This is a genomic window from uncultured Oscillibacter sp., from assembly GCF_947654275.1.
GTDB lineage: Bacteria > Bacillota > Clostridia > Oscillospirales > Oscillospiraceae > Oscillibacter.
Genome location: NZ_CANTJS010000007.1, coordinates 1 through 20,249, shown reverse-complemented (window position 1 = coordinate 20,249; position 20,249 = coordinate 1). Strand labels below are relative to the sequence as shown.

At 63.6% G+C, this 20,249-nt stretch carries 16 protein-coding genes; 8 read left to right on the top strand and 8 right to left on the bottom strand.

The window, feature by feature from the left end:
* Positions 1-103 precede the first annotated feature (103 nt).
* Together Q0063_RS03060 and leuS are read left to right on the top strand one after the other, a co-directional pair.
* Positions 104-646: a DUF2500 family protein gene (locus Q0063_RS03060; protein WP_297870507.1), complete on the top strand. Its 543-nt coding sequence runs from the start codon at positions 104-106 to the stop codon at positions 644-646.
* Positions 647-702: 56 nt separating this feature from the next.
* Positions 703-3,129: a leucine--tRNA ligase gene (gene leuS, locus Q0063_RS03055; protein WP_297870552.1), complete on the top strand. Its 2,427-nt coding sequence runs from the start codon at positions 703-705 to the stop codon at positions 3,127-3,129.
* Between the two features lie 315 nt (positions 3,130-3,444).
* On the opposite strand, the gene Q0063_RS03050 is transcribed toward leuS, so the two are convergent.
* From Q0063_RS03050 to Q0063_RS03035, 4 genes are all read right to left on the bottom strand, one after another.
* Complete coding sequence (locus tag Q0063_RS03050) at positions 3,445-5,058, bottom strand: ABC transporter ATP-binding protein (protein WP_297870506.1); 1,614 nt, start codon at positions 5,056-5,058, stop codon at positions 3,445-3,447.
* Positions 5,059-5,062: 4 nt separating this feature from the next.
* Positions 5,063-6,883 carry an iron ABC transporter permease gene (locus Q0063_RS03045; protein WP_297870505.1) on the bottom strand — a complete coding sequence of 607 codons (1,821 nt, stop codon included), beginning with the start codon at positions 6,881-6,883 and terminating at the stop codon, positions 5,063-5,065.
* Positions 6,880-7,521 carry an HAD family phosphatase gene (locus Q0063_RS03040; protein WP_297870504.1) on the bottom strand — a complete coding sequence of 214 codons (642 nt, stop codon included), beginning with the start codon at positions 7,519-7,521 and terminating at the stop codon, positions 6,880-6,882. Before Q0063_RS03040 ends, Q0063_RS03045 begins: the two co-directional genes overlap by 4 nt.
* A 221-nt stretch (positions 7,522-7,742) precedes the next feature.
* Positions 7,743-9,158 (bottom strand): hypothetical protein, encoded by a 1,416-nt coding sequence (locus tag Q0063_RS03035; protein ID WP_297870503.1) that lies wholly within the window; start codon positions 9,156-9,158, stop codon positions 7,743-7,745.
* A 218-nt stretch (positions 9,159-9,376) separates the two neighbouring features.
* Here Q0063_RS03035 and Q0063_RS03030 point away from each other — a divergent pair, with 218 nt between their 5' ends.
* Genes Q0063_RS03030 through Q0063_RS03015 form a run of 4 tightly spaced genes read left to right on the top strand, consistent with a single transcriptional unit; the run spans position 9,377 to position 13,653 of the window.
* On the top strand, positions 9,377-10,408 hold the full coding sequence (locus tag Q0063_RS03030; protein ID WP_297870502.1) for an ABC transporter substrate-binding protein: 1,032 nt from the start codon (positions 9,377-9,379) through the stop codon (positions 10,406-10,408).
* On the top strand, positions 10,405-12,111 hold the full coding sequence (locus Q0063_RS03025) for a sensor histidine kinase (RefSeq protein WP_297870501.1): 1,707 nt from the start codon (positions 10,405-10,407) through the stop codon (positions 12,109-12,111). Before Q0063_RS03030 ends, Q0063_RS03025 begins: the two co-directional genes overlap by 4 nt.
* Positions 12,105-12,845 carry a response regulator gene (locus tag Q0063_RS03020; protein ID WP_297870500.1) on the top strand — a complete coding sequence of 247 codons (741 nt, stop codon included), beginning with the start codon at positions 12,105-12,107 and terminating at the stop codon, positions 12,843-12,845. The genes Q0063_RS03025 and Q0063_RS03020 overlap by 7 nt, the downstream gene beginning before the upstream one ends.
* A 28-nt stretch (positions 12,846-12,873) precedes the next feature.
* A complete protein-coding gene (locus Q0063_RS03015) occupies positions 12,874-13,653 on the top strand; it encodes an HAD family hydrolase (RefSeq protein WP_297870499.1) in 780 nt (259 codons plus the stop codon).
* 108 nt (positions 13,654-13,761) lie between these two features.
* Here Q0063_RS03015 and Q0063_RS03010 read toward each other — a convergent pair whose 3' ends face one another.
* Genes Q0063_RS03010 through Q0063_RS02995 form a run of 4 tightly spaced genes read right to left on the bottom strand, consistent with a single transcriptional unit; the run spans position 13,762 to position 17,663 of the window.
* Positions 13,762-14,871: a Coenzyme F420 hydrogenase/dehydrogenase, beta subunit C-terminal domain gene (locus Q0063_RS03010; RefSeq protein ID WP_297870498.1), complete on the bottom strand. Its 1,110-nt coding sequence runs from the start codon at positions 14,869-14,871 to the stop codon at positions 13,762-13,764.
* Positions 14,872-14,887: 16 nt separating this feature from the next.
* On the bottom strand, positions 14,888-15,145 hold the full coding sequence (locus Q0063_RS03005) for a hypothetical protein (RefSeq protein ID WP_297870497.1): 258 nt from the start codon (positions 15,143-15,145) through the stop codon (positions 14,888-14,890).
* Positions 15,145-15,771: an indolepyruvate oxidoreductase subunit beta gene (locus tag Q0063_RS03000; protein WP_297870496.1), complete on the bottom strand. Its 627-nt coding sequence runs from the start codon at positions 15,769-15,771 to the stop codon at positions 15,145-15,147. The genes Q0063_RS03005 and Q0063_RS03000 overlap by 1 nt, the downstream gene beginning before the upstream one ends.
* On the bottom strand, positions 15,768-17,663 hold the full coding sequence (locus Q0063_RS02995; protein WP_297870495.1) for a thiamine pyrophosphate-dependent enzyme: 1,896 nt from the start codon (positions 17,661-17,663) through the stop codon (positions 15,768-15,770). The genes Q0063_RS03000 and Q0063_RS02995 overlap by 4 nt, the downstream gene beginning before the upstream one ends.
* Before the next feature lie 346 nt (positions 17,664-18,009).
* Here Q0063_RS02995 and nagB point away from each other — a divergent pair, with 346 nt between their 5' ends.
* Positions 18,010-18,762, top strand: a complete 753-nt coding sequence (gene nagB, locus Q0063_RS02990; RefSeq protein WP_297870494.1) for a glucosamine-6-phosphate deaminase — start codon at positions 18,010-18,012, stop codon at positions 18,760-18,762.
* On the top strand, positions 18,759-19,880 hold the full coding sequence (gene nagA, locus Q0063_RS02985; protein ID WP_297870493.1) for an N-acetylglucosamine-6-phosphate deacetylase: 1,122 nt from the start codon (positions 18,759-18,761) through the stop codon (positions 19,878-19,880). Before nagB ends, nagA begins: the two co-directional genes overlap by 4 nt.
* Positions 19,881-20,249: the final 369 nt, after the last annotated feature.

Here is a 20,249-nt window from a genome sequence, read left to right as displayed (position 1 = left end):
CCGCGTTTTTGATTGACGCCCCTGGCCGGTTTGGCCGGGGGTGTTTTCTTTCCGGCTGTCTAAGAGTCTGTTTTAAAACAGACTCTAGGGAGGGGGATCCGCTTTGAAATTCCTCAAGCATGTCTTTTGGATCGGCATTATGCTGCTGACCTGGCAGGTGGCCATACTGCTCGTCTGGGAGTGCATCCCCTATCTTCCCCAGTGGCTGATGCGGTTTTTCACCGGGTCTGAGTTTGGCAGGTTTTTCTTTGAGCTGTTTCTGAATGTTGCCGTGCTGGGCATCGTCTATGGCCTTCAGCGGTGGATTCAGCGTTTATACCTGCAATCCAAGGGGCAGGAAATCCCCGCGCCAAAATCCTGGCAAAAAGCCCGGAAACAACCGTCTCCCCCGCAGACCGTCCCCGCCGCCGTCACCGGCAGGCGGACCAAGACCAGGCAGCGGCCCAGGAGCCGCCCGGAGCTCTCTCATCACATCGGCTTCCGTCTGGCGGACGGAACGGAAGTCTGGCTGAGCGTCAGCGAACAGGAATACCGCCGCCTGTCGGAGGGGGACCGGGGCCGGCTGACCTTTCAGCCGGAAGCGCCCCTTCCCGAACGGAGATATGTCTCCTTTCTGAGAGACGGGGAAGGCGTCAGCGGGCCCTGAGGGCCCAAACGGCAAGCATCTGAAAAGTTTTCAGTGAAATAAAGGAGAAACGCATGATGAAATACGATTTTACCGCCATTGAGAAGAAATGGCAGGCCAGATGGCTGGAGGAAAAGCCCTTCACTGCCGTCAACGGCGACACGACCCGGGAGAAGTTTTTCGGCCTGATTGAATTCCCCTACCCCTCCGGCCAGGGGCTCCACGTGGGGCACGCCCGGCCCTTCACCGCCATGGACATCATCTGCCGGAAGAAGCGGATGCAGGGCTATAACGTCCTCTTCCCCATCGGCTATGACGCCTTCGGCCTGCCCACGGAGAACTATGCCGTCCAGCACAAAATTCACCCCGCGAAAGTGACCCATGACAACGTGGAGAACTTCCGCAGGCAGCTCCATATGCTGGGCTACTCCTTCGACTGGGACCGGGAGGTAAACACCACCGACCCGGATTACTACAAATGGACCCAGTGGATTTTCCTCCAGATGTTCAAAAAGGGCCTGGCCTATAAGGCGTCCATGCCTGTGAACTGGTGCACCAGCTGCAAGATTGTCCTGGCCAACGAGGAGGTTGTGGAGGGCGTCTGCGAGCGCTGCGGCGGCGAGGTCATCCGCAAGGAGAAAGCCCAGTGGATGCTGGCCATCACCAAATACGCCGACCGGCTGATTGACGACCTGGAGGATGTGGACTTCATCAACCGGGTGAAGATTCAGCAGCGGAACTGGATTGGCCGGTCCGAGGGCACCGAGGTGGATTTCACCGCCACCAACGGCGACAGGCTGACGGTTTACACCACCCGCTGCGACACCCTCTTCGGCGTGACCTACATGGTCATCTCCCCGGAACACCCCTATCTGGAGCAGTGGAAGGACCAGATTCAGAACTGGGACGAGGTATCCGCCTATCAGGCCGAGGCCGCGAGGAAATCCGACTTCGAGCGGGGCGAGCTGAACAAGGAGAAAACCGGCGTCCGCCTCCAGGGCATCGAGGCCGTGAACCCCGCCAACGGCAGGCATGTGCCCCTCTTCGTCTCCGACTACGTCCTCATGGGCTACGGCACCGGCATCGTCATGGGCGTGCCGGGCCACGACCAGCGGGACTGGGATTTCGCCACGGCCTTCGGCCTGCCCATTGTGGAGGTGGTCCAGGGCGGCGACATCACCAGGGAGGCCTTTGTCCTGAAGGACGACACCGGCATCATGGTCAACTCCGGCTTCCTCAACGGGATGACGGTGAAGGAAGCCATTCCCGCCATGAAGGAGCACGTGACCAAAGAGGGCTACGGACGGCCCAAGACCAACTTCAAGCTCCGGGACTGGGTGTTCAGCCGCCAGCGCTACTGGGGCGAGCCCATCCCCCTGGTGCACTGCGAGAAATGCGGCTGGGTCCCCCTGCCGGAAGACCAGCTGCCCCTGCTTCTCCCCGAGGTGGAGAGCTATGAGGTCACCGACACCGGCGAGAGCCCCCTGGCAAAGATGACCGACTGGGTAAACACCACCTGCCCCTGCTGCGGTGGCCCCGCCCAGCGGGAGACGGACACCATGCCCCAGTGGGCGGGCTCCAGCTGGTATTTCCTCCGCTATATGGACCCCCACAACGACAAGGCCCTGGCCAGCAAGGAGGCTCTGAACTACTGGTCTCCCGTGGACTGGTACAACGGCGGCATGGAGCACACCACCCTGCACCTGCTCTATTCCCGCTTCTGGCACAAGTTCCTCTATGACATCGGCGTGGTCCCCACCAGGGAGCCCTACGGCAAGCGGACCAGCCACGGCATGATTCTGGGCGAGGGCGGCGAGAAGATGTCCAAGTCCCGGGGCAACGTGGTGAACCCCAATGACATTGTAGCCCAGTACGGCGCGGACACCATGCGGCTGTATATCATGTTCGTGGGCGACTTCGAGCAGGCGGCCATCTGGTCCACCGAGGCGGTGAAGGGCTCCAAGCGCTTCCTGGACCGGGTGTGGAACCTGGCGGAGAACGCCAGGGACTCCACTGACCCGACGCCCGCCAACGAGGCCATTCTCCACCGGACCATCAAAAAGGTCACCGGGGATATTGACAGCCTGAAAATGAACACGGCCATTGCCGCCATGATGACGGCGGTCAATGAGCTGACGGCCAACGGCGTCACCAAGGGGGACATGAAGATTCTGATTCAGCTGCTGAACCCCTTCGCCCCCCACATCACCGAGGAGCTCTGGGAGCGCTTCGGCTTCGCCGCCGAAAGCGGAAAAATGTGCTGTCAGAGTGACTGGCCGGTCTACGACGAGAGCAAGACCGTGGCCTCCTCCGTGGAGTTCGCCGTCCAGGTGAACGGAAAGCTGAAGGGCACCGTCACCATGCCCACGGACAGCTCCGAACAGGCCGTGGCAGACGCCGCCATGGCGGTGGACAAGGTACAGAAGGCCACAGCGGGGATGAAGGTGGTGAAAACCATCTTCGTCAGGAACCGCCTGATTAACCTCATTGTGAAGCCCCAGTAACCGCCGGGGCGGACTCACAGCATCGGGAGAAAGCGGTTTTCCTGAAAATGCGGGCATCCCAAGACAAACAAACGAGAGGAACCCCTGGGGGGTTCCTCTCGTTTTCATCACCGGACCGCGCCAAACGGCGCGGGGACGCCCTTCCCGGCAGGGGCCGGCGGTCATTCCGGGGCTGCCGATGCCTGCCCGGACCGACCGGCCACCGGAGGCCTGCCTCCATCCGGCCCGCCCGGTTTTGGCACAGCCGGAGGGAGAGAGGACCGCTCTTCTCTCCCTCCGGCTGCTGTGCTGCTTCCATTGATGCCTTACGCCGCGTCAGCACTCCAGTGCGCCGAAGGCGACGCATTTTCCGCTCTTCCGGTCAAAGAGCATGACGTTCTCCCCGGAGATGTCGATATGGACCCGGGAGCCGATGGTAAACAGGGTGCTGCCGAACACCACGCCGGTGAGCAGGAAGTCCCCGATGCGGACCTTGATGGTGGACTCCATGCCGGTGGGCATGGCGCCGTAGATCTCGCCGGAGAGGGCCCCGCCCTCCACAATATCGATGAACTCCGGCCGGATGCCCAGAACAAAATCCTCGTTGGTAAGGACGGGGGCCTCCTGGAGGGAGTCGTCCTCCTCGTCCACCTTGGCAATGTGATAGCGGAAGGTCTCATCCTTGTTGCCCTTTTCCACATAGGACCTGTCCGCCAGCTTTTTCCTGTGCTCCTCCTCCGCCGCGGCGTCCCGGGCGTCCCGGTCCCGGAACCACTCGTCCAGCTTCAGGGGCCGGGCGGGCCGGAAGACCGCCTGACGGTCCCCGAAGATGGTCAGCGCCACGCCGCCGTCGGGCCGCTGAGTCCCCCGGGCCTCCACGAAGTTGATGGAGGGATTGCCCACGAAATCGGCGGCAAAGAGGTTGCTGGGCCGGTTGTAGACGGTCAGGGGGGCGTCATACTGCTGGAGCACGCCGTTGTTAATCAGGCAGATCTGGGTGGCCAGAGTCATGGCCTCCATCTGGTCGTGGGTGACATAGACGAAGGTGGACCCGGTTTCCACGTGGAGCCGCTGGAGCTCATAGCGCATTTCCAGCCGCAGCTTGGCGTCCAAGTTGCTGAGGGGCTCGTCCATGAACAGCACCGAGGGCTCCGGGGCCAGGGTCCGGGCAATGGCTACCCGCTGCTGCTGGCCGCCGGAGAGCTCCGCCGGATAGCGGTCCATGAACATGCCGATCTTCACAATGCGGGACACCCTGCGGACGGAGAGGTCGATCTCCTCCTTTGTGAGCTTTCGGACCTCCGTCACCACCTGGCCCCCCTGGACCACCTGGAACTCCTCGTTCAGCCCCGCCCTGGCGGCGCTGACCTTTGCTTCCAGGGCGGCAATCTCGCCGGATACGTCCCTGCCGGACTCCAGGTGATAGGCAAAGAGCTTTTTGGCGGTGTACATGGAGAGGGTGAAGGCGTCAATCAGCTTGATGCAGGCCTTGTTTTCGTCAATTTTTCCGGTTTTGTCCCGGCAGTCCTCCACAATCTTAGCCACCTCGCCGGGCTCCTTCAGAATCTCCGCCAGACGGGCGGCGTTTTTGGTCTCGAAGTCCACCCTGGGCAGGGCCTCCTTGATATTGGAGAGGCCGAAGGCGATATTCTGATACACCGTCATGTTGGGCCACAGGGCGTAGTTCTGGAACAGGAAGCCCACCTTCCGCTTGTTGGCGGGGACGTTGATGCCCAGGGCACTGTCAAACACCACCTTGTCCCCGATGGTGATGCGGCCGCTGGTGGGGGTCTCCAGACCGGCAATCATCCGCAGAGTGGTGGTCTTGCCGCAGCCGGAGGGACCCAGCAGGGTCACAAAGGCGTTGTCCTGAATGGTCAGGTTCAGGTCGTCTACGGCGTAGAACCTGCCCCAGCGCTTTGTAATATGTTCCAATTTGATTTCAGGCATGATATTATCCTCCAATTCCTTTATCGAGGCTGGCGCCGGTGACCTTGTTCACCAAGGTGTTGCACACCAGAATGGTGATAATCAGGATCAGGTTGATGCCGCTGGAAAAGGCATACAGGCCCATTTCGTCGAAGTAGTCCAGCGTGGTGGACAGGATGAAGCCCTGGGTGCACAGCAGCATGAACAGGCTCAGCTCCCGGAGGCAGGTCATGAAGGGCAGCAGGTAGCCGCTGATGATGGAGGACTTCTGAATGGGGATGATGATGCGGGTCATGCGCTTGATCCAGGGAATGTCCTGGATGATGGCCGCCTCCTCAATCTCGCCGGAGAGCTGGAGCATGGAGTTCAGGGAGCTGCGGGAGGCAAAGGGGATGTATTTGATGGTGCCCACAATAATCAGCAGGGTATAGGTATTGAACAGGTTCACATGCTCGTTGGAGAAGAGGATGAAGAAGGCCACGCCCACGGCGATGGAGGGCATCAGATAGGGCAGAAATGCCACGCTGTTGACGTAATTGGCCCATTTACTTCGTCGGTTCTTGGACACGGCATAGCCGATCAGGGTGCCGATGGTGCCGGCAATCAGGGCGCAGCAGACGCTGACCCAGATGGTGCCCCGGAAGGCGTGCCAGATGGTTTCGTTGTGGAGAATGCCCTTTTGGCCGTACATGCCGTTTTCCGAGACGTTCTCATCCGTCACCCACCACTTTGTGGTGAGGTTATCGGCGTCGCCGGTGTAGAGGAACGAATAGTCTCCGGGATTGGGCAGGAAGGTCTCAAAGGCGAAGGAGACGATGGGGAAGATGCTGGTGAAGAAGGTCACAATCACCAGAGCCAGGGCAATGACATACTTCCCCGCCCGGCCCAGGTTAATCTTGGAAATCTGTCCGGATTTGCCGGTGACGGTGGTGTAGCTCTTCCGGCTGGTCAGGGACAGCTGGTTGAGCAGCATAATGGCCACGCCGAAGAACATCATGATGATGGCCAGGATGCTGGCCTCGCCGGTGTACTTGGAGTTCATGGAAACGTACTTGGTGGACAGGGTGGTGAGGCCCAGGTAGTGGGGCACCGGGTAGGAGCCCATGGAGCTGCCGAAGACCAGCAGAATGGTGGAGAGAATGGCGGGCTTCACCATGGGCAGGGTGACCTTGCACATGATTTTCCACTTGGGGGTGTCCAGGATGGTGGCGGCCTCCTCCAGGTTGGCGTCCATGTTGCGGAAGATGCCGCCGATGAGGATGTAGGCAAAGGGGGCGTAGTGCAGGCCCAGCACCACCAGGCTGGGGAACAGGCCCTGGCACCACCACAGCGGCATATTCACGCCCAGGGTGGCCGCCAGAAGGCCGTTGGAGGTGCCGGTGACGGCGTTGGAGTTGAACAGATTCTGCCACACCACCGCCAGGGTCCACTGGGGCATGATGTAGGGGAAAATGAAAATGGAACTGAGGTACTTCCTCCAGGCCAGATTCGTCCGGGTAATCAGGAAGGCGAACACGCCGCCGAAGAGGATGGACACCACGCAGGTGCCCACCGCCAGCAGAACCGTGTTCAGCAGGGGCGTCCAGAGATTTGTCTTTGCCAGGCGGCTGGTAAACAGGTCCACATAGTTCACCGTGGTATAGCCCGCCGCCTGGCCGGTGAGGTGGGCGTCGATGGTGCCGGGGTGAATCTTGAACGTGTCTTCCACAATGGCCAGAATCGGGGCCACGGTGCTGAAGGTCAGCACAATGCCCATCAGCACCAGAATGACGTTGTGAGGCTTGGAGAAAAACGTCTTCACCTTGTTGAGCAGGATGGCGCCCCTGCCGGCAGTCGATTGATTCATAGATCTCTCCTCTCAGCTTCCGGGGAGACCGGGATACCGGCCTGCCGCAGAGCGTCACGCAGCTTGGAGATGCTTTCCGGGTTCCTCCGGTATTGAAAGGCCTGCATCCCGCACCAGCGGGCGGCCTCGATATTCTCTTTGACGTCGTCGATGAAAAAGCAGTCGTGGGGCGGCAGGCCGAAGCGGGCGAACAGCCGCCGGTAGATGTCCAGGTCCGGCTTGAGCAGATGTTCCTCGAAGGAGAGCAGAGCCCCCTTCAGCAGCGGCCAGGCGGGCACCCGCTCCCGGAAGCTGTAAAACCGGGCGGAGGTGTTGGACAGCAAATACAGCGGCACGCCCAGCCCATGGAGCTCCGCCGCCAGGGCGTTCATCTCCGGAACGGGCGTCAGGAATTCGTCCCAGCGGGCCATCGCCCGGTCCGCCGCCGGGTGAAGCCGCTCCGGCAGACGCCGCTTCATGAGGGCCAGGGCCTGTTCCTCCGTGCCGCCCCGGTCCAGCGTGAGCCAGTCGGGGCCCTCAAACATCTCCCGGTGCAGCAGCGCGGCGTCCGCCCCGCCGGCGGTGACCGCCGCCGTCAGGCCCCGGGTATCATAGTCCATCAGCACGCCGCCCATGTCAAATACCACGGTGGCGCCCATAGGCCTCTCTCCTTTCTGGTATGTCTGGTATGTATGCTTTCCGGGTTTTTCATTCCGGCTGTTCGGTTCGAAAGACCTGGAAGTAATGAAGGGGAGGGGCTGTCCCCTCCCCTTCGGATTCATGGCGCTGAAAGGTCCGCCCGCTCAGGCGGGGCCGGGATTCCCGGCAAACGATTCCGCCGGGGAAAGGAGGGACAAAGGAGCGTCATTTCCGACGGCTCTTAACCGGCGGAATACTTGCTCAGCATCTCAATCCAGCTGCCCACGGTGAAGGAGACGGAAGCGCAGTATTCGGGGTCCTCCAGAACCAGCTTGCCGTCGGTGGTCCACCAGTCATAGCCCCGGTCGTTCTTGGCCTCGAATTCCACGGTGGTGCCGTCCTCGGCCATGCCGCCCTTAGAGTGGCCATACTGGGCCTCGGTGCCCTCGGCCACGGTGGGGTTGGAGGAATAGCCGCCCATGTCCTTGCCCCAGGCGGAGAAGCCGTCCACGGTGCAGGTCATGTAGGCGATGAAGGCGCAGGCGGTCCAGGGCAGGGGGGAGTTGTCGGTGACAAAGAGGTAGTGGCAGTAGCCATAGCCGCCGATGCCGGTGAATCCGTCGTCATAGGCCGCCACATTGATGTTGTTCACGGAAACGGAGCTGGACTCCTCCACGCTGCGGAGCTTGGAATACACCAGCAGGCCGAACTGGTCGGTGGCGGACTTGTCCACCAGGGTGTTGCAGATGGGGCCGTCGTCGGTCTGGGCGTTGTAGCTCTCTACCCAGAGCTTAATCCAGGCCAGGGCATAGGCTCCGTCGGCGCCCAGGCCCAAGTCGGCGGCCTCGGACTCCATGGCCTTGACGGTGGGCTGGAAATAGGCCTGTTCCTCGGCGGGCAGGGCGTTGAAGGCATCCTTCAGCCAGCCGGCGTAAGTATCCTCGGTGAGCATGTACAGGAAGTTCTTGCCCACGATTTCGGAGTCGATGTCCATGTACAGTCCGTGCTCGCCCTCGGCCACAAAGTCCCAGCAGTTGTCATAGGACTTGGAGCCGGTATTGTTGTACATGAAGACCTTGTTCAGGGTCTGGAGGGGGAGATAGCCCTCATAGGCGTCGGCGCTGGTGCCGTTGGCGTCGGCCCAGTCCTTGGGCACGAAGGTGTCCAGCACGCCGGTCTGAACCATCTTGCTCTCAATCTGGTTGCCGTCCTGAATCAGGGTCATGGCAAAGGTGCCGGTGTCCTTCAGGGAGTCGGCGGTAAGCTGGTCGAAAATCTTGTTGTTCTTGGGCTGCTGCCACTCGAATTCCATGCTGTAGCCGGGGTCGATGGTCTGGAGATACTCGATGAACAGGGGCAGGGCGCTCTTGCCGCGGCTGGAGTTGCCCACGCCGTAGAACATCTTGCCGTTGGACTCCTCGATGGCCTTCCGGGCCAGCTCCTCCAGGGTCATGCCCTCGGCTTCCCTGATAATCTTCTGGGTCTCGGTGAGGTCCTTGTCATCGGCGGGAGGCGGGGTCTGCTCGCCGCCGCCGGTCTGGGCAGGGGGGGTCTGGGCGTCGCCGCCGGTCTGGGCGGGCGGGTTGCTTCCGCCGCCGCAGGCAGCCAGAGCCAGAAGCATGGCAAGAGACAGGAACAAAGCTGTGATTCTTTTCATACAGGTCCTCCTTCGTTGTTTTCCACAAAATGAAAATAGGAAAGTCTTCGCCGGTTGGTAATTTTATTCTAGCGGGTTCTGAAAAAAAAGAACAGGGGACAAACCTGCGGTTTTTTGTCTCCCTCTGAGATTTTTGTGAAATTCAGATGAAAACCCCCGGCGGAATATGGTATACTGTAGTTGAATTGATTGAGTGCCAAAGGAAGGAGGTGCCGGAAATGAAGGGGATACGGCTGGCGGCGGTCCTTCTGGCCCTGGTGCTGGCAGCGGGCTGCGCCGGGGGCGGCGGAGCGGCCCCGGAGGGCGCTCCCGGCCAGGAGAACCGCCTGGTCCTCTACACCTCTCACAAGGAAGAGGTCTACTGGCCCATTGTCAAGGAGTTCGAGGAGCGGACCGGCATTTGGGTGGAGGTGGTGACCGGGGGCACCAACGAGCTTCTGGAGCGCATCCGCCGGGAGGCGGACGCCCCCGGGGCAGACGTGATGTTCGGCGGCGGCGTGGAGAGTCTGGAGGCCTATCGGGACTGCTTCACCCCCTATGCCTGCGCCCAGGCGGAGGACCTCCAGCCCCAGTTCCGGGACGCCCAGGACCTGTGGACCCCCTTCTCCGCCCTGCCGGTGGTGCTGGTCTACAACACCAAGCTCCTGCGCCCCGGCCGGCTCACCGGCTGGGCGGACCTGCTGGCCCCGGAGCTCCGGGGACGGGTGGCCTTCGCGGACCCCGCCGTCTCCGGCTCCAGCTTCACCGCCCTGGTGACCCTGCTCCAGGCCCTGGGTGAGGAGGACGGCGGCGGGGACACCCTCCGGCGCTTCGCCGCCCACCTGGACGGGCGGCAGCTGGAGGGCTCCGGCGAGGTCCTCAGCGCCGTGGCCTCCGGGGCCGCCCTGGCGGGGGTGACCCTGGAGGAGACCGCCCTGAAGCGCATCGCCGCCGGGGACGACGTGGCCATGGTCTATCCGGCGGAGGGCACCAGCTGCGTCCCGGACGCCAGCGCCCTGATTCAAAACGCCGCCCACGGGGACAACGCCCGGCGGTTTCTGGACTTCACCGTCAGCCCGGAGGTTCAGCGGCTGCTGACGGAACAGCTCTGCCGGCGCTCCGTCCGGGAGCCCGGCGGGGCGGCGGAAACCCTGACCCCCCTGGCGGACATCCCTCTGGTGGATTACGACGTGGCCGGGGCCAGCGGCCGCCGGGAGGCGCTTTTGATGTCCTGGGCCTTTTACCTCAGCGGAGAGGAGGCCCCGTCATGAAACGGCATTCCTTTCAGACCCGGCTGTTCTGGGGCTTTCTGGTGGCGTCCCTGGTGCCCCTGCTGCTGTGCTCCGCCATGCTGCTGCAAATCTTCCGCCTGCGGATGACCAACGAGGCCCGCCGGGGCATGGAGGAGCGTCTGGAGACGGCGGCCCAGGCTCTGGACGCCGCCTTTGACGCCTTCGCCCAGACCGCGGCCCGCCTCCAGGGAAACCCCATCATCGCCGGCGCGCTGGCCGGCGGCGGCGTGGAGGACACCCTGGTTTACAACGAGCTCTTCAGCGCCACCGCCCAGGCCCGGAGCTGGGCCAGCTTCGACCTCTATGATCTTCAGGGCCTCTGGCGGTACTCCACCCGTCAGATTCCCCAGGCGGAGCGTCTGCCCACGGACTGGGGCGCGCTCTTCGCCGCCGCCGGGCCGGGAGAGCCCCCGGTCTTCACGGCCTGCGAGGACGTGACGGACGCCGCCTCTCCCCTGCTCCAGGGGGCCGTCCTGCTGGCGGACGGGCGGGGCCGCCCCGCCGGCTATCTGCTGGTCAGTCTGTACGATTCCCATTTCCGGCAGCTGCTGGCGGGGACCCACGGCGCTCAGAGCGACCTGCTTCTCCTCAGCCGGTACTGGCGTCCGGTGTACTGCGAGCAGCCCTCTCTGGCGGAGGAGCTGGCCCCCCGGCTGCGGAGCCGCCTGCTGGCGGGCCAGAGTCTGGAGGGGGACTCGGAGGCCTTTTTGTACGCCCAGGCCCATCATGCCGCCAGCGGGCTCTGGCTGGTGCTCCAGCAGCCCCAGGTGTTTACCCGGGCCACCCGGCGGCTTTTGTACACCGTCAGCCTCGGCTGCGCGGTGATCTGCGTGGCTATCTCCATCCTCATGAGCTGGAAGCTCAGCCGCCAGATGTTCCGGCCCATCCAGCGGCTGCACCGGGTTATCGGCGAGGTGGAGCGGGACAACCTGGACGTGTCCGTCCCGGCGGAGCGGGACGACGAGCTGGGCCAGCTGGCCCGGCGGTTCAACGGCATGGTCTCCGCCCTGAAGCAGAACCGGGAGGCCCTGATTGACAACCAGCGGGAGCTGAACGAGGCCCAGATCCGGATGCTTCAGGCCCAGCTGAATCCCCACTTTCTCTGCAATACCCTGGACACCATGAAGTGGATCAGCAAAATCAACAAGGTGCCCCAGGTGGCCCTGATGTCCACGGATCTGGCGGACATCCTGCGCTTTTGCATCTCGCCGGACGAGTTCGTCTCCCTGCGGCGGGAGGCGGCGATTCTCCGGCGCTACATCGAAATCCAGCGCATCCGCATGTCCGGGGCCTTCTCCTTCGAACTGGAGCTGCCCCGGGACCTGGAGGACTGCCTGGTTCCCAAGATGATTCTCCAGCCCATTGTGGAAAACGCCATCCTCCACGGGCTGGACGGCGTGGAGGACGGCGTGGTGGCGGTGACGGCCCGGGAGACGGCGGGGATGCTGGAAATCACCGTCACGGACAACGGCCGGGGTCTGCCCCCGGACATGGCCTCAGGCCGGTACCGCCGGCCCGGCGGAGAGGAGCGCAAGCACCTGGGTCTTTACAACGTGGACACAATCCTGACAAAGCACTACGGCGGGGACTGCGGCCTGTACCTGGCAGCGGGACCCGGCGGCAGAGGCGCCGCGGTGACGGCCCTGCTGCCCGCCCGGCGGGAGGAGGAACAAGCATGCTGAAAGTGCTGGTAGTGGAGGACGAGGAGATGATCCGCAGGGGCATCGTCCTGGCGGTGGACTGGGCGGCGCTGGACTGCGTCGTCGTGGGAGAGGCCTCCAACGGGCTGGAGGGCCTGGAGGCCGTGGAGCGGCTGAATCCCTCCCTGATTATCACGGATTTGAAAATGCCCCAGATGGACGGTCTGGAGATGGTCCGCCGCCTCCGGGAGAGGGGGAACCAGGTCTATGTCATCATCCTCACCGCCTATGACAGCTTCACCTACGCCCGGAGCGCCCTGCGGCTGGGGGCGGTGGACTTTCTTCTCAAGCCCTTCCACGACGGCGACCTGGAGCAGGCGGTGACGGCCCTGCGGCGGCGGACGGAGCGGGGCGGCGGCCCCCTTCCCCTGCCGGGGCTGAAAAAGGGGGACAAGAGCAAATACGTCCTGGAGGCCATGGACTACATCGGCGTCCACTACAGCGACCCCGGCATCACCATCAGCGCCATTGCCCAGAACCTGGGCCTCAGCGAGGGGCACCTGAGCCACACCTTCAAGAAGGAAACGGACTACACCCTGCTGAACTACCTGACCCGCTACCGCATTCAGAAGGCCATGGAGCTGCTGCGGGACTGCCGGGTGAAGGTCTACGAGGTGGCGGAGCAGGTGGGCTACCGGGACATCACCCATTTCTCCGCCACCTTCAAGAAGGTGACGGGCATGAGCCCCTCGGAATATCAGGATACCTGCCGGTAGCGCCGGCGGAGGAAAAGGAGGACGCGGCATGATCCGCCTGATTGCCAGCGACATTGACGGGACCCTGCTTCAAAACGGAGCCACGGAAATCCCGGAGGAAATTTTTCAGGAAATCCGCCGTCTGGCGGAGCGGGGCATTCTCTTCTGCCCCGCCAGCGGGCGGCAGTACAGCAGCCTCCGGCGGCTCTTCGCCCCGGCGGCGGACCGGCTCCCCTTTCTCTGTGAAAACGGGGCGGTGGTCTTCGGCCCCGGCAGCCCCGGCCCCGTTCTGGCCAAGACCGTCATGGACCGCCCCCGGGCGGAAGCCCTGTGCCGGGACATCGCCGCCCTGCCAGAGGCGGAGGTGCTGGTCTCCGGGGAGAACACCAGCTACATCTTCCCCAAGAGGCCGGGCATGCTGGAGCTGGTCCGGGATTTTGTGGGCAACCGCACCGTGACCCTGGCCTCGCCGGACCAGGTCCCTGAGGACATCGTCAAGGTCTCCGCCTGGTGCCCCGGCTGTCTGGAGGAGACCTGGCAGGCCCTGTCCCCCCGCTGGGGCGGCGTCTTTCGGGCCGCCATTGCCGGAGAGGCCTGGGTGGACTTCACCCTGGCGGACAAGGGCACAGGGCTGACCCGGCTCTGCGCCGCCCTGGGCATCGGCCTGGAGGAGGTCATGGCCTTCGGGGACAACTACAACGACCTGCCCATGCTGGAGCGGGTGGGCCGGCCCTATATCATGGAGACCGCCGCTCCGGAGCTCCGGGAGAAAATCCCGAACCGCTGCCGGACCGTGGCAGAGACCTTGCGAGCGGCATTCCTTGACTGAACGCGCAAAAGAAGTCGAACGCGCAAAAGAAGTCGAACACGTAAAAAAGGCCCGTCTCCCGGGCTCTCAGCAGCGCCGGGAAACGGGTCTTTTCCAGTTTTTGCAGACTTACAGATTTTCAAACAGCGCCGCGCTGGGCTCCAGATAGCCCAGGCCGCCGGTGAGGTCCCGCACGGCCTTCACGCCGGTGCGCTTCTTGCCCAGAGACGCCTTTTTCAGCTTCTCCAGTCCCCCCTCCATGGGGTCCCTGAACTCCAGCACGCCCTGTTCCCGGGCCAGCTTCAGCAGGGCTTCGCCCTTTTCGGACCGGACAATCACCTGATTCCACCCCTTGTCCACGTCCCAGCCGTTGGCGCTCCGGGCTCCGCCGACAGAGAGATCGGCAAACTCCGCCGTCATGTCTGTGCAGGCCCGGCAGGCGGGCCGGACCAGCGGCAGGACTTCATCCAAATCCACAGACACGCTCCTCCTGTATTCGGTCAGCTCCAGAGAGTGGAACTTGCTGGGAGGAATATCCATATGGCTCAGCATGTTCAGGTTGCAGTGAGACAGGGCCAGGTCGCGGAGGCCCTCCCAGTCCAGGCCCCAGCCGCAGAAGAGACCGAAGACCATGCCGATGTTCCCGGCGTGGTTGTCGTTGTCCGGCAGGGGGTTCGCCATCATCTTATAGACCGCCAGGGTCTTGCAGGGGGTGCCCACCACGCCAATTTTGTGATAACGGTCCTCCTTCAAGGCCCGGTTCAGCTCCGCCAGGGTAGGGGGAATCTGGAAGCTGCTCCCCCCGCACTGCCGGACCTCCTCCGGCGTGGCGGCCAGGACCCCCTCGGGGTCCAGTCCGCCGTGGGACCGGGTGAGAACGGCGGCGTCGATAAAGCCCTCCTTCATCGCCAGCTCCACCAGGGCGGTCACGGTGCCGCCGTGCTGGGCGCGGGCACGGACCGCCGGGTCGGCGGCCCGGGTCAGGCAGAGCCCCCGATAGGGGCCGATTTCGGGGAGAATGGTCTCCGCCGGGAAAAACTTCCTCCGCAGGGCGTCCAGGTCCGTGGGCATCCGGGGACAGAACCGCTGGCAGCGGCCGTCCAGCCGCTCACAGTCGAAGAGGAGAACCGTCCGTCCCTTCACGGAGCTCCAATAAGGGCACAGCCCCTGACAGGCGCCGCAGCCGGTGCAAAGGCCCGGCCGGAGCACCTGGGTATCCAGCGCAATCGTACTCAGCATGGTCGTTCTCCCTCCTTTAAACCAGAACTTCCGGGAACGCGAAGATCTCCAAGGTCATCTCCCCGGCGCTCTCCGGGATATAGTCCCCCAAGACGCGGCCCGTGCCGCACAGGTGTTCCTGATAGAGATAGCGGTAGCCGGGCTTCTGGGGCTCCAGAAAGCCCTTTTCATACAGCAGCGCCGTCAGCCCGGAGAAACGGGTGTCCCTGAGCAGGGACACGGTCAGCGCCTCGCCGCTGAAGGGGTGGAGAAAGCGCACCTGAATGGAATTCATCACTGCGCCCCTCCTTTCCCTGCGGCCCCGCAGCCCATGGCGAAGGCCTTTTGATTCAGCTCCAGCACCGGGCCCTTGAAGCGCCGGGCCAGAATCTTCTCCAGGTCCTCCCGGCTCAGAGGCGCTCCGGGGACCTGGCTGAAGGCCCCCAGCAGGGCGATGTTGGCGGCCCGGGAGTCCCCGGCCTCCATGGCGATGTCCGCCGCGGGCACCGCCAGGGCCAGGGTGGTCAGACTGCGGATTTCCTCCTGGAGCGCGTCCAAATCCGGATAGGTCTGGACGCCCTGGAGAACGCCCAGGGGATAGACGGGCCGGGGGTCGTAAACCGCCACGGTGTCCGCCCCGGCGTATTTCCGGGCGATGCGCAGGGTCTCCAGAGGCTCAAAGCCGATGATGATGTGGGCCTCGCCGGAGGGAATCAGCACGCTGGGGTCGTCCTGAAGGGAGACCCGGACATGGCTCATGACCGAGCCGCCCCGCTGGGAAGCGCCGTAGGTCTCACCCACCGCCACCCGGCAGCCCCGGTCGATCATGGCGCTGCCCACCACCTCCGCCGCCAGGACGTTGCCCTGGCCGCCGATGCCGCAGACCACGATGTTCAGAGGGTCGTATTTCAGCTGAATCATGCTTCCTCTCCTCCTTCCACTTGAATGGCCCCGGCGGGGCAGAGCTTGGCGCACACGCCGCAGCCCACGCAGGTAACCGGGTCGATCTGGGCCTTGCCTGTGGAGAAGTCCCAGGTGTTGCCGGGGCAGCCCCAGACCCGGCTGCAATGCTTGTCGCAGCCGCAGCCCTCACCGATGCACCTGCTCTGGTCCACCCAGACCCTGGGCTTCTTCCCCTTTCGCTCCTTGGTTTTCAGGGTGGCGCAGGGCTGGCGCATAATCAGGACGTTCATGCCGCGCCGGGCCAGCATCCGCCGGAGGGTCTTCTCCGCCTGGACGGTCTCGAAGGGGTCGGCCACCTCCACCTCGCAGCCGATGGCCTCCAGAATCTTCTGAATATCCATGGGTCTGGCCCGGTCCCCCATGGCCGTGAGGCCGGTGCCGGGATGGGGCTGGAAGCCGGTCATGGCGGTGGCGGAGTTGTCCAGCACAATCAGGAGCATGTTGGCGCTCTGATAGACGGCGTTGACGATGCCGGGCATGATGGTATGGAAGAAGGTGGAGTCGCCGCAGATGGTGACTACCTTCTGGTCCAGTCCGTAGTGGGTCAGCTGGCCCAGGCCCTCGGCCATGCTGACGCCGGAGCCCATGCAGTTGCAGGCCTGATAGCCGTACTGCCCGGCGGACTGGCCCGCCATGAAGTAGCAGCCGATGTCGCCCACCACAATGCCGGGGTTCTTCTCCTGGCGCAGGGCCTTTTTCAGCAGGTAAAAGGTGGCCCGGTGGGGGCAGCCGGCGCAGAATGTCAGCTCCCGGACAGGCAGAGGCGTCTTCCCCGCCCCCTCCGGCAGGCGCTTCTCCGGCAGGGGCGCGCCGGTGAGAACGGAAATGGCCTTTTCCACATTGTCCGGGTCCAGCTCTCCGATTTTGGGCAGGGCCCCGTGGTCGCGGCCGAGGAAGGTCAGGGACAGCCTCTCCCTGCCCGCCAGGGCCTCCAGGCCCTGTTCCAGGAAGGGGTCCACCTCCTCCAGAATCAAAACCCGCTCCGCGGCGCGGAGGTGTTTGAGTATGTAGTCCTCCGGCAGGGGCCACAGGGCGCCCAGGCTGAGGAGTCCCACCCGGTCCTGAACACCCAGCCGCTTCACGGCCTCCTGGGCGTAGAGCCGCCCGGTGCCGCCGGCCACAATCAGGTCCCGGGCCCCCTCCGGGCCGGAATAGTGGTTATAGGGGCTCTCATTGAAGGCCCCCCGCAGGGCCTCCAGCTTTTCCAGCATGGGGCCGTGCATGTAGGACACGCACACCATCCGGTCCCATTCCCGGACCCGCTCCAGGGGCCTGTTCTCCTCCGGCAGCTCCCCCAGGGTCACGCAGCCCCGGCCATGGCAGACCCGGGTGGTCAGCCGGACAATCACAATCTGCCCGACGCGCTCCGAGAGCTCGAAGGCATAGGGAATCATGTCCTTGGCCTCCTGCATGGTGGTGGGCTCCAGCAGCGCCACGCTGGCGGACTGGGCCTGCCAGCGGGAGTCGAACTCATTGGTGCTGGAGTGAGCGCTTGGGTCGTCGCTGGTCACCACCACCAGACCGCCCTTCACGCCCTGCTGGGCCCCGCAGTGCAGGGCGTCCGCCGTGCAGAGAAGACCATTCTGCTTTACCACGCACAGCGCCCGCGCCCCGGCGAAGGACGCGCCCATGCAGGCCTGAATGGCGCAGACCTCGTTGGTGGACCACTCGGCGTAAAAATTCCGCTCCCGGGCAATCTTCCCCAGCATCCCCAGAATCTGGGAGGAAGGGGAACCGGGATAGGACGCCGCGAAGTGGATGCCCGCCTCTACCGCGCCCCGCACGATGGCCTCGTTGCCCTGCATCAGCGCAGCCGTGCCCGGCGCGTTGGCTGTCATCGTCCATTCCATAGTTCCTGAGTCACCCTCTTTAGAAAAATTAGAATCGGTCTCCCGGCCCCCGGCCAAACCGACGCCGGGACTTTTCCGGCTTCCATTGTAGCACGTTCCACCGGAATTGCAAGCGGCAGAGGGAAATTAACAGCATTTAAACGGCAGACCGGCTCCCCGGCCCGGCGGAGAAAAAAACAAAAAGCACGGACGAAAATCCATTGATTGGATTGACAAAATTTAGTATAGTATTTTCATGTATTCTGGCGAAAAGCACAAAAGTCCTGAAAGCCGGCTTCCGCCGGGGCACGGGCGGCGGGATGAAGCGCCGAAACCAACGTCAAGAACGTCAAAAGGAGAGATTGCCATGAGAATTTACGAATGCGCGGATTACCGCGCCATGAGCCGTCAGGCAGCCAATGTGATCTCCGCCCAGGTGATCATGAAGCCGGACTGCGTCCTGGGTCTGGCCACCGGCTCCAGCCCTGTGGGGACCTATGAACAGCTGGTGGAGTGGTACGGGAAAAAAGACCTGTCCTTCGCCCGGGTGAAGAGCGTCAACCTGGACGAGTACTGGGGCCTCAGCGGGACCCATCCCCAGAGCTACCGTTACTTCATGCAGGAGCACCTTTTTGACCATGTGGACATCCTGCCGGAAAACACCTATGTGCCCAACGGCCTGGCGGAGGACGCCGGGGCGGAGTGCGCCCGCTACGACCGGCTTATTGAGAGTCTGGGCGGTGTGGACCTCCAGCTGCTGGGCATGGGCCGGAACGGCCACATCGGCTTCAACGAGCCGGGAGACTGCTTTGAGCTGGGCACCCATATCATCGAGCTGGCCCCCAGCACCATTGACGCCAACAAGCGCTTCTTCGCCTCCGAGGACGAGGTGCCCCGCCAGGCTCTGACCATGGGCATCAGGCACATCATGCAGGCAAAGAAAATTCTTCTGGTGGTCAGCGGCGAGGACAAGGCCGACGCCCTGGCCAAGGCCCTCACCGGCCCCGTCACCCCCAAGCTTCCCGCCTCCATCCTCCGGCTCCACCCGGACGTGGTGCTGGTCGCGGACAAGGCGGCCCTGAGCCGTCTGGATAACCGGGAAGGGGTCATGACCGTATGAGACTCACCGGCGCACGGGTATTTGACCCCCAGGCGGGCTTTGTGGAGCGGGACCTGTGCATCGAGGGCGGAAAAATTGTCCCCGATGCCGGGGACCCCATCGCCGCGGCGGACTGCTTCCTGATTCCCGGTCTGACGGACCTCCATTTCCACGGCTGCCGGGGGGCGGACTTCTCCGACGGCGACCCTCAGGGTCTGGAGACCATGGCGGCCTATGAGCTCAGCCGGGGCGTCACCCAGATCTGCCCCGCCGGCATGACCCTGGCGGCAGAACAGCTTCTGACCATCTGCCAAACCGCCGCCGCTCACCGCGCCGCCGGAAAACCGGGGGCCGAGCTGGTGGGCGTGAACCTGGAGGGGCCGTTCCTCTCCGAGGCGAAGAAGGGCGCTCAGAACGGCGCCTGGCTCCAAAAGCCCAGCCTGCCTCAGCTGGAGGCGCTGATTGAGGCCTCTCAGGGACTGGTGAAGCTGGTGTCGGTGGCGCCGGAGCTGGAGGGAGCCGTGGATTTCATCCGGGAGGCCAGCAGGCATGTCACCGTCAGCGTGGCCCACACCACCGCCAACTATGACACGGCCCTGGCCGCCTTCCAGGCGGGAGCCCGGGAGGTCACACACCTCTATAACGCCATGCCTCCCTTCGCCCACCGGGACCCCGGCGTCGTCGGGGCGGCGGCGGACAGCCCGGAGGTATACTGCGAGCTGATCTGCGACGGCATCCACATCCACCCGGCAGTGGTCCGGGCCACCTTCCGTCTGATGGGCCGGGAGCGGATGGTGCTGATCAGCGACACCATGCGGGCCGCCGGCATGCCCGACGGGGACTACACCCTGGGCGGCCAGGCGGTGCGGGTCCAGGGCAAGCTGGCCACTCTGGCGGACGGCACCATTGCCGGTTCCGTCACGGACCTGATGAGCTGCATGAGGACGGCGGTTTCCTTCGGGATTCCTCTGGAGGACGCTGTGACCGCGGCGGCGGTGAATCCCGCCAGGGTCCTGGGCATCTATGACCGGGTGGGCAGTCTGGACGCAGGCAAGGACGCCAACGTCGCCGTGCTGGACCGGAACCTGGAGCTGAAAGCGGTGCTGTTCCGGGGTCAGACCGTCTTCGGCGGACTGTAACCATCTGAGAACAAAAATTATCTGAGAACAAAAATTATCTGAGAACAAAGGCGGGTCCCTCAGGGGACCCGCTCAGCCTGTCGAAAAAGTCTTTTCGACAGGCTGAGCAAGTTTACAAAACTTCAAAAAAGTTTTGTAAACTTATTGATTGAACATGAAAGACACCCCTGATGGGTTTACCCGTAAAGGGCACGCCGCATCCCTAAGCGGCAGAGCCGCCAAGGGCTGCGCTGTCTTTCATACTATCTTCCTTTCCGAAAACTGAAAGCAATCCGTTTTTTCGACAGTCTCGGCGGGTCCCTCAGGGGACCCGCCTGTAGGATTGTCAAACAAATTGGACAAGGAACTCGGTTGGGGAAAGCCAAGAGA

Coding starts and splice junctions, on each gene's coding strand:
- leuS (WP_297870552.1), top strand. CDS start 703: ATGAAATACGATTTTACCGCCATTGAGAAGAAATGGCAGGCCAGATGG.
- Q0063_RS03050 (WP_297870506.1), bottom strand. CDS start 5,058: ATGCCTGAAATCAAATTGGAACATATTACAAAGCGCTGGGGCAGGTTC.
- Q0063_RS03045 (WP_297870505.1), bottom strand. CDS start 6,883: ATGAATCAATCGACTGCCGGCAGGGGCGCCATCCTGCTCAACAAGGTG.
- Q0063_RS03040 (WP_297870504.1), bottom strand. CDS start 7,521: ATGGGCGCCACCGTGGTATTTGACATGGGCGGCGTGCTGATGGACTAT.
- Q0063_RS03035 (WP_297870503.1), bottom strand. CDS start 9,158: ATGAAAAGAATCACAGCTTTGTTCCTGTCTCTTGCCATGCTTCTGGCT.
- Q0063_RS03030 (WP_297870502.1), top strand. CDS start 9,377: ATGAAGGGGATACGGCTGGCGGCGGTCCTTCTGGCCCTGGTGCTGGCA.
- Q0063_RS03025 (WP_297870501.1), top strand. CDS start 10,405: ATGAAACGGCATTCCTTTCAGACCCGGCTGTTCTGGGGCTTTCTGGTG.
- Q0063_RS03020 (WP_297870500.1), top strand. CDS start 12,105: ATGCTGAAAGTGCTGGTAGTGGAGGACGAGGAGATGATCCGCAGGGGC.
- Q0063_RS03015 (WP_297870499.1), top strand. CDS start 12,874: ATGATCCGCCTGATTGCCAGCGACATTGACGGGACCCTGCTTCAAAAC.
- Q0063_RS03010 (WP_297870498.1), bottom strand. CDS start 14,871: ATGCTGAGTACGATTGCGCTGGATACCCAGGTGCTCCGGCCGGGCCTT.
- Q0063_RS03005 (WP_297870497.1), bottom strand. CDS start 15,145: ATGAATTCCATTCAGGTGCGCTTTCTCCACCCCTTCAGCGGCGAGGCG.
- Q0063_RS03000 (WP_297870496.1), bottom strand. CDS start 15,771: ATGATTCAGCTGAAATACGACCCTCTGAACATCGTGGTCTGCGGCATC.
- Q0063_RS02995 (WP_297870495.1), bottom strand. CDS start 17,663: ATGGAATGGACGATGACAGCCAACGCGCCGGGCACGGCTGCGCTGATG.
- nagB (WP_297870494.1), top strand. CDS start 18,010: ATGAGAATTTACGAATGCGCGGATTACCGCGCCATGAGCCGTCAGGCA.
- nagA (WP_297870493.1), top strand. CDS start 18,759: ATGAGACTCACCGGCGCACGGGTATTTGACCCCCAGGCGGGCTTTGTG.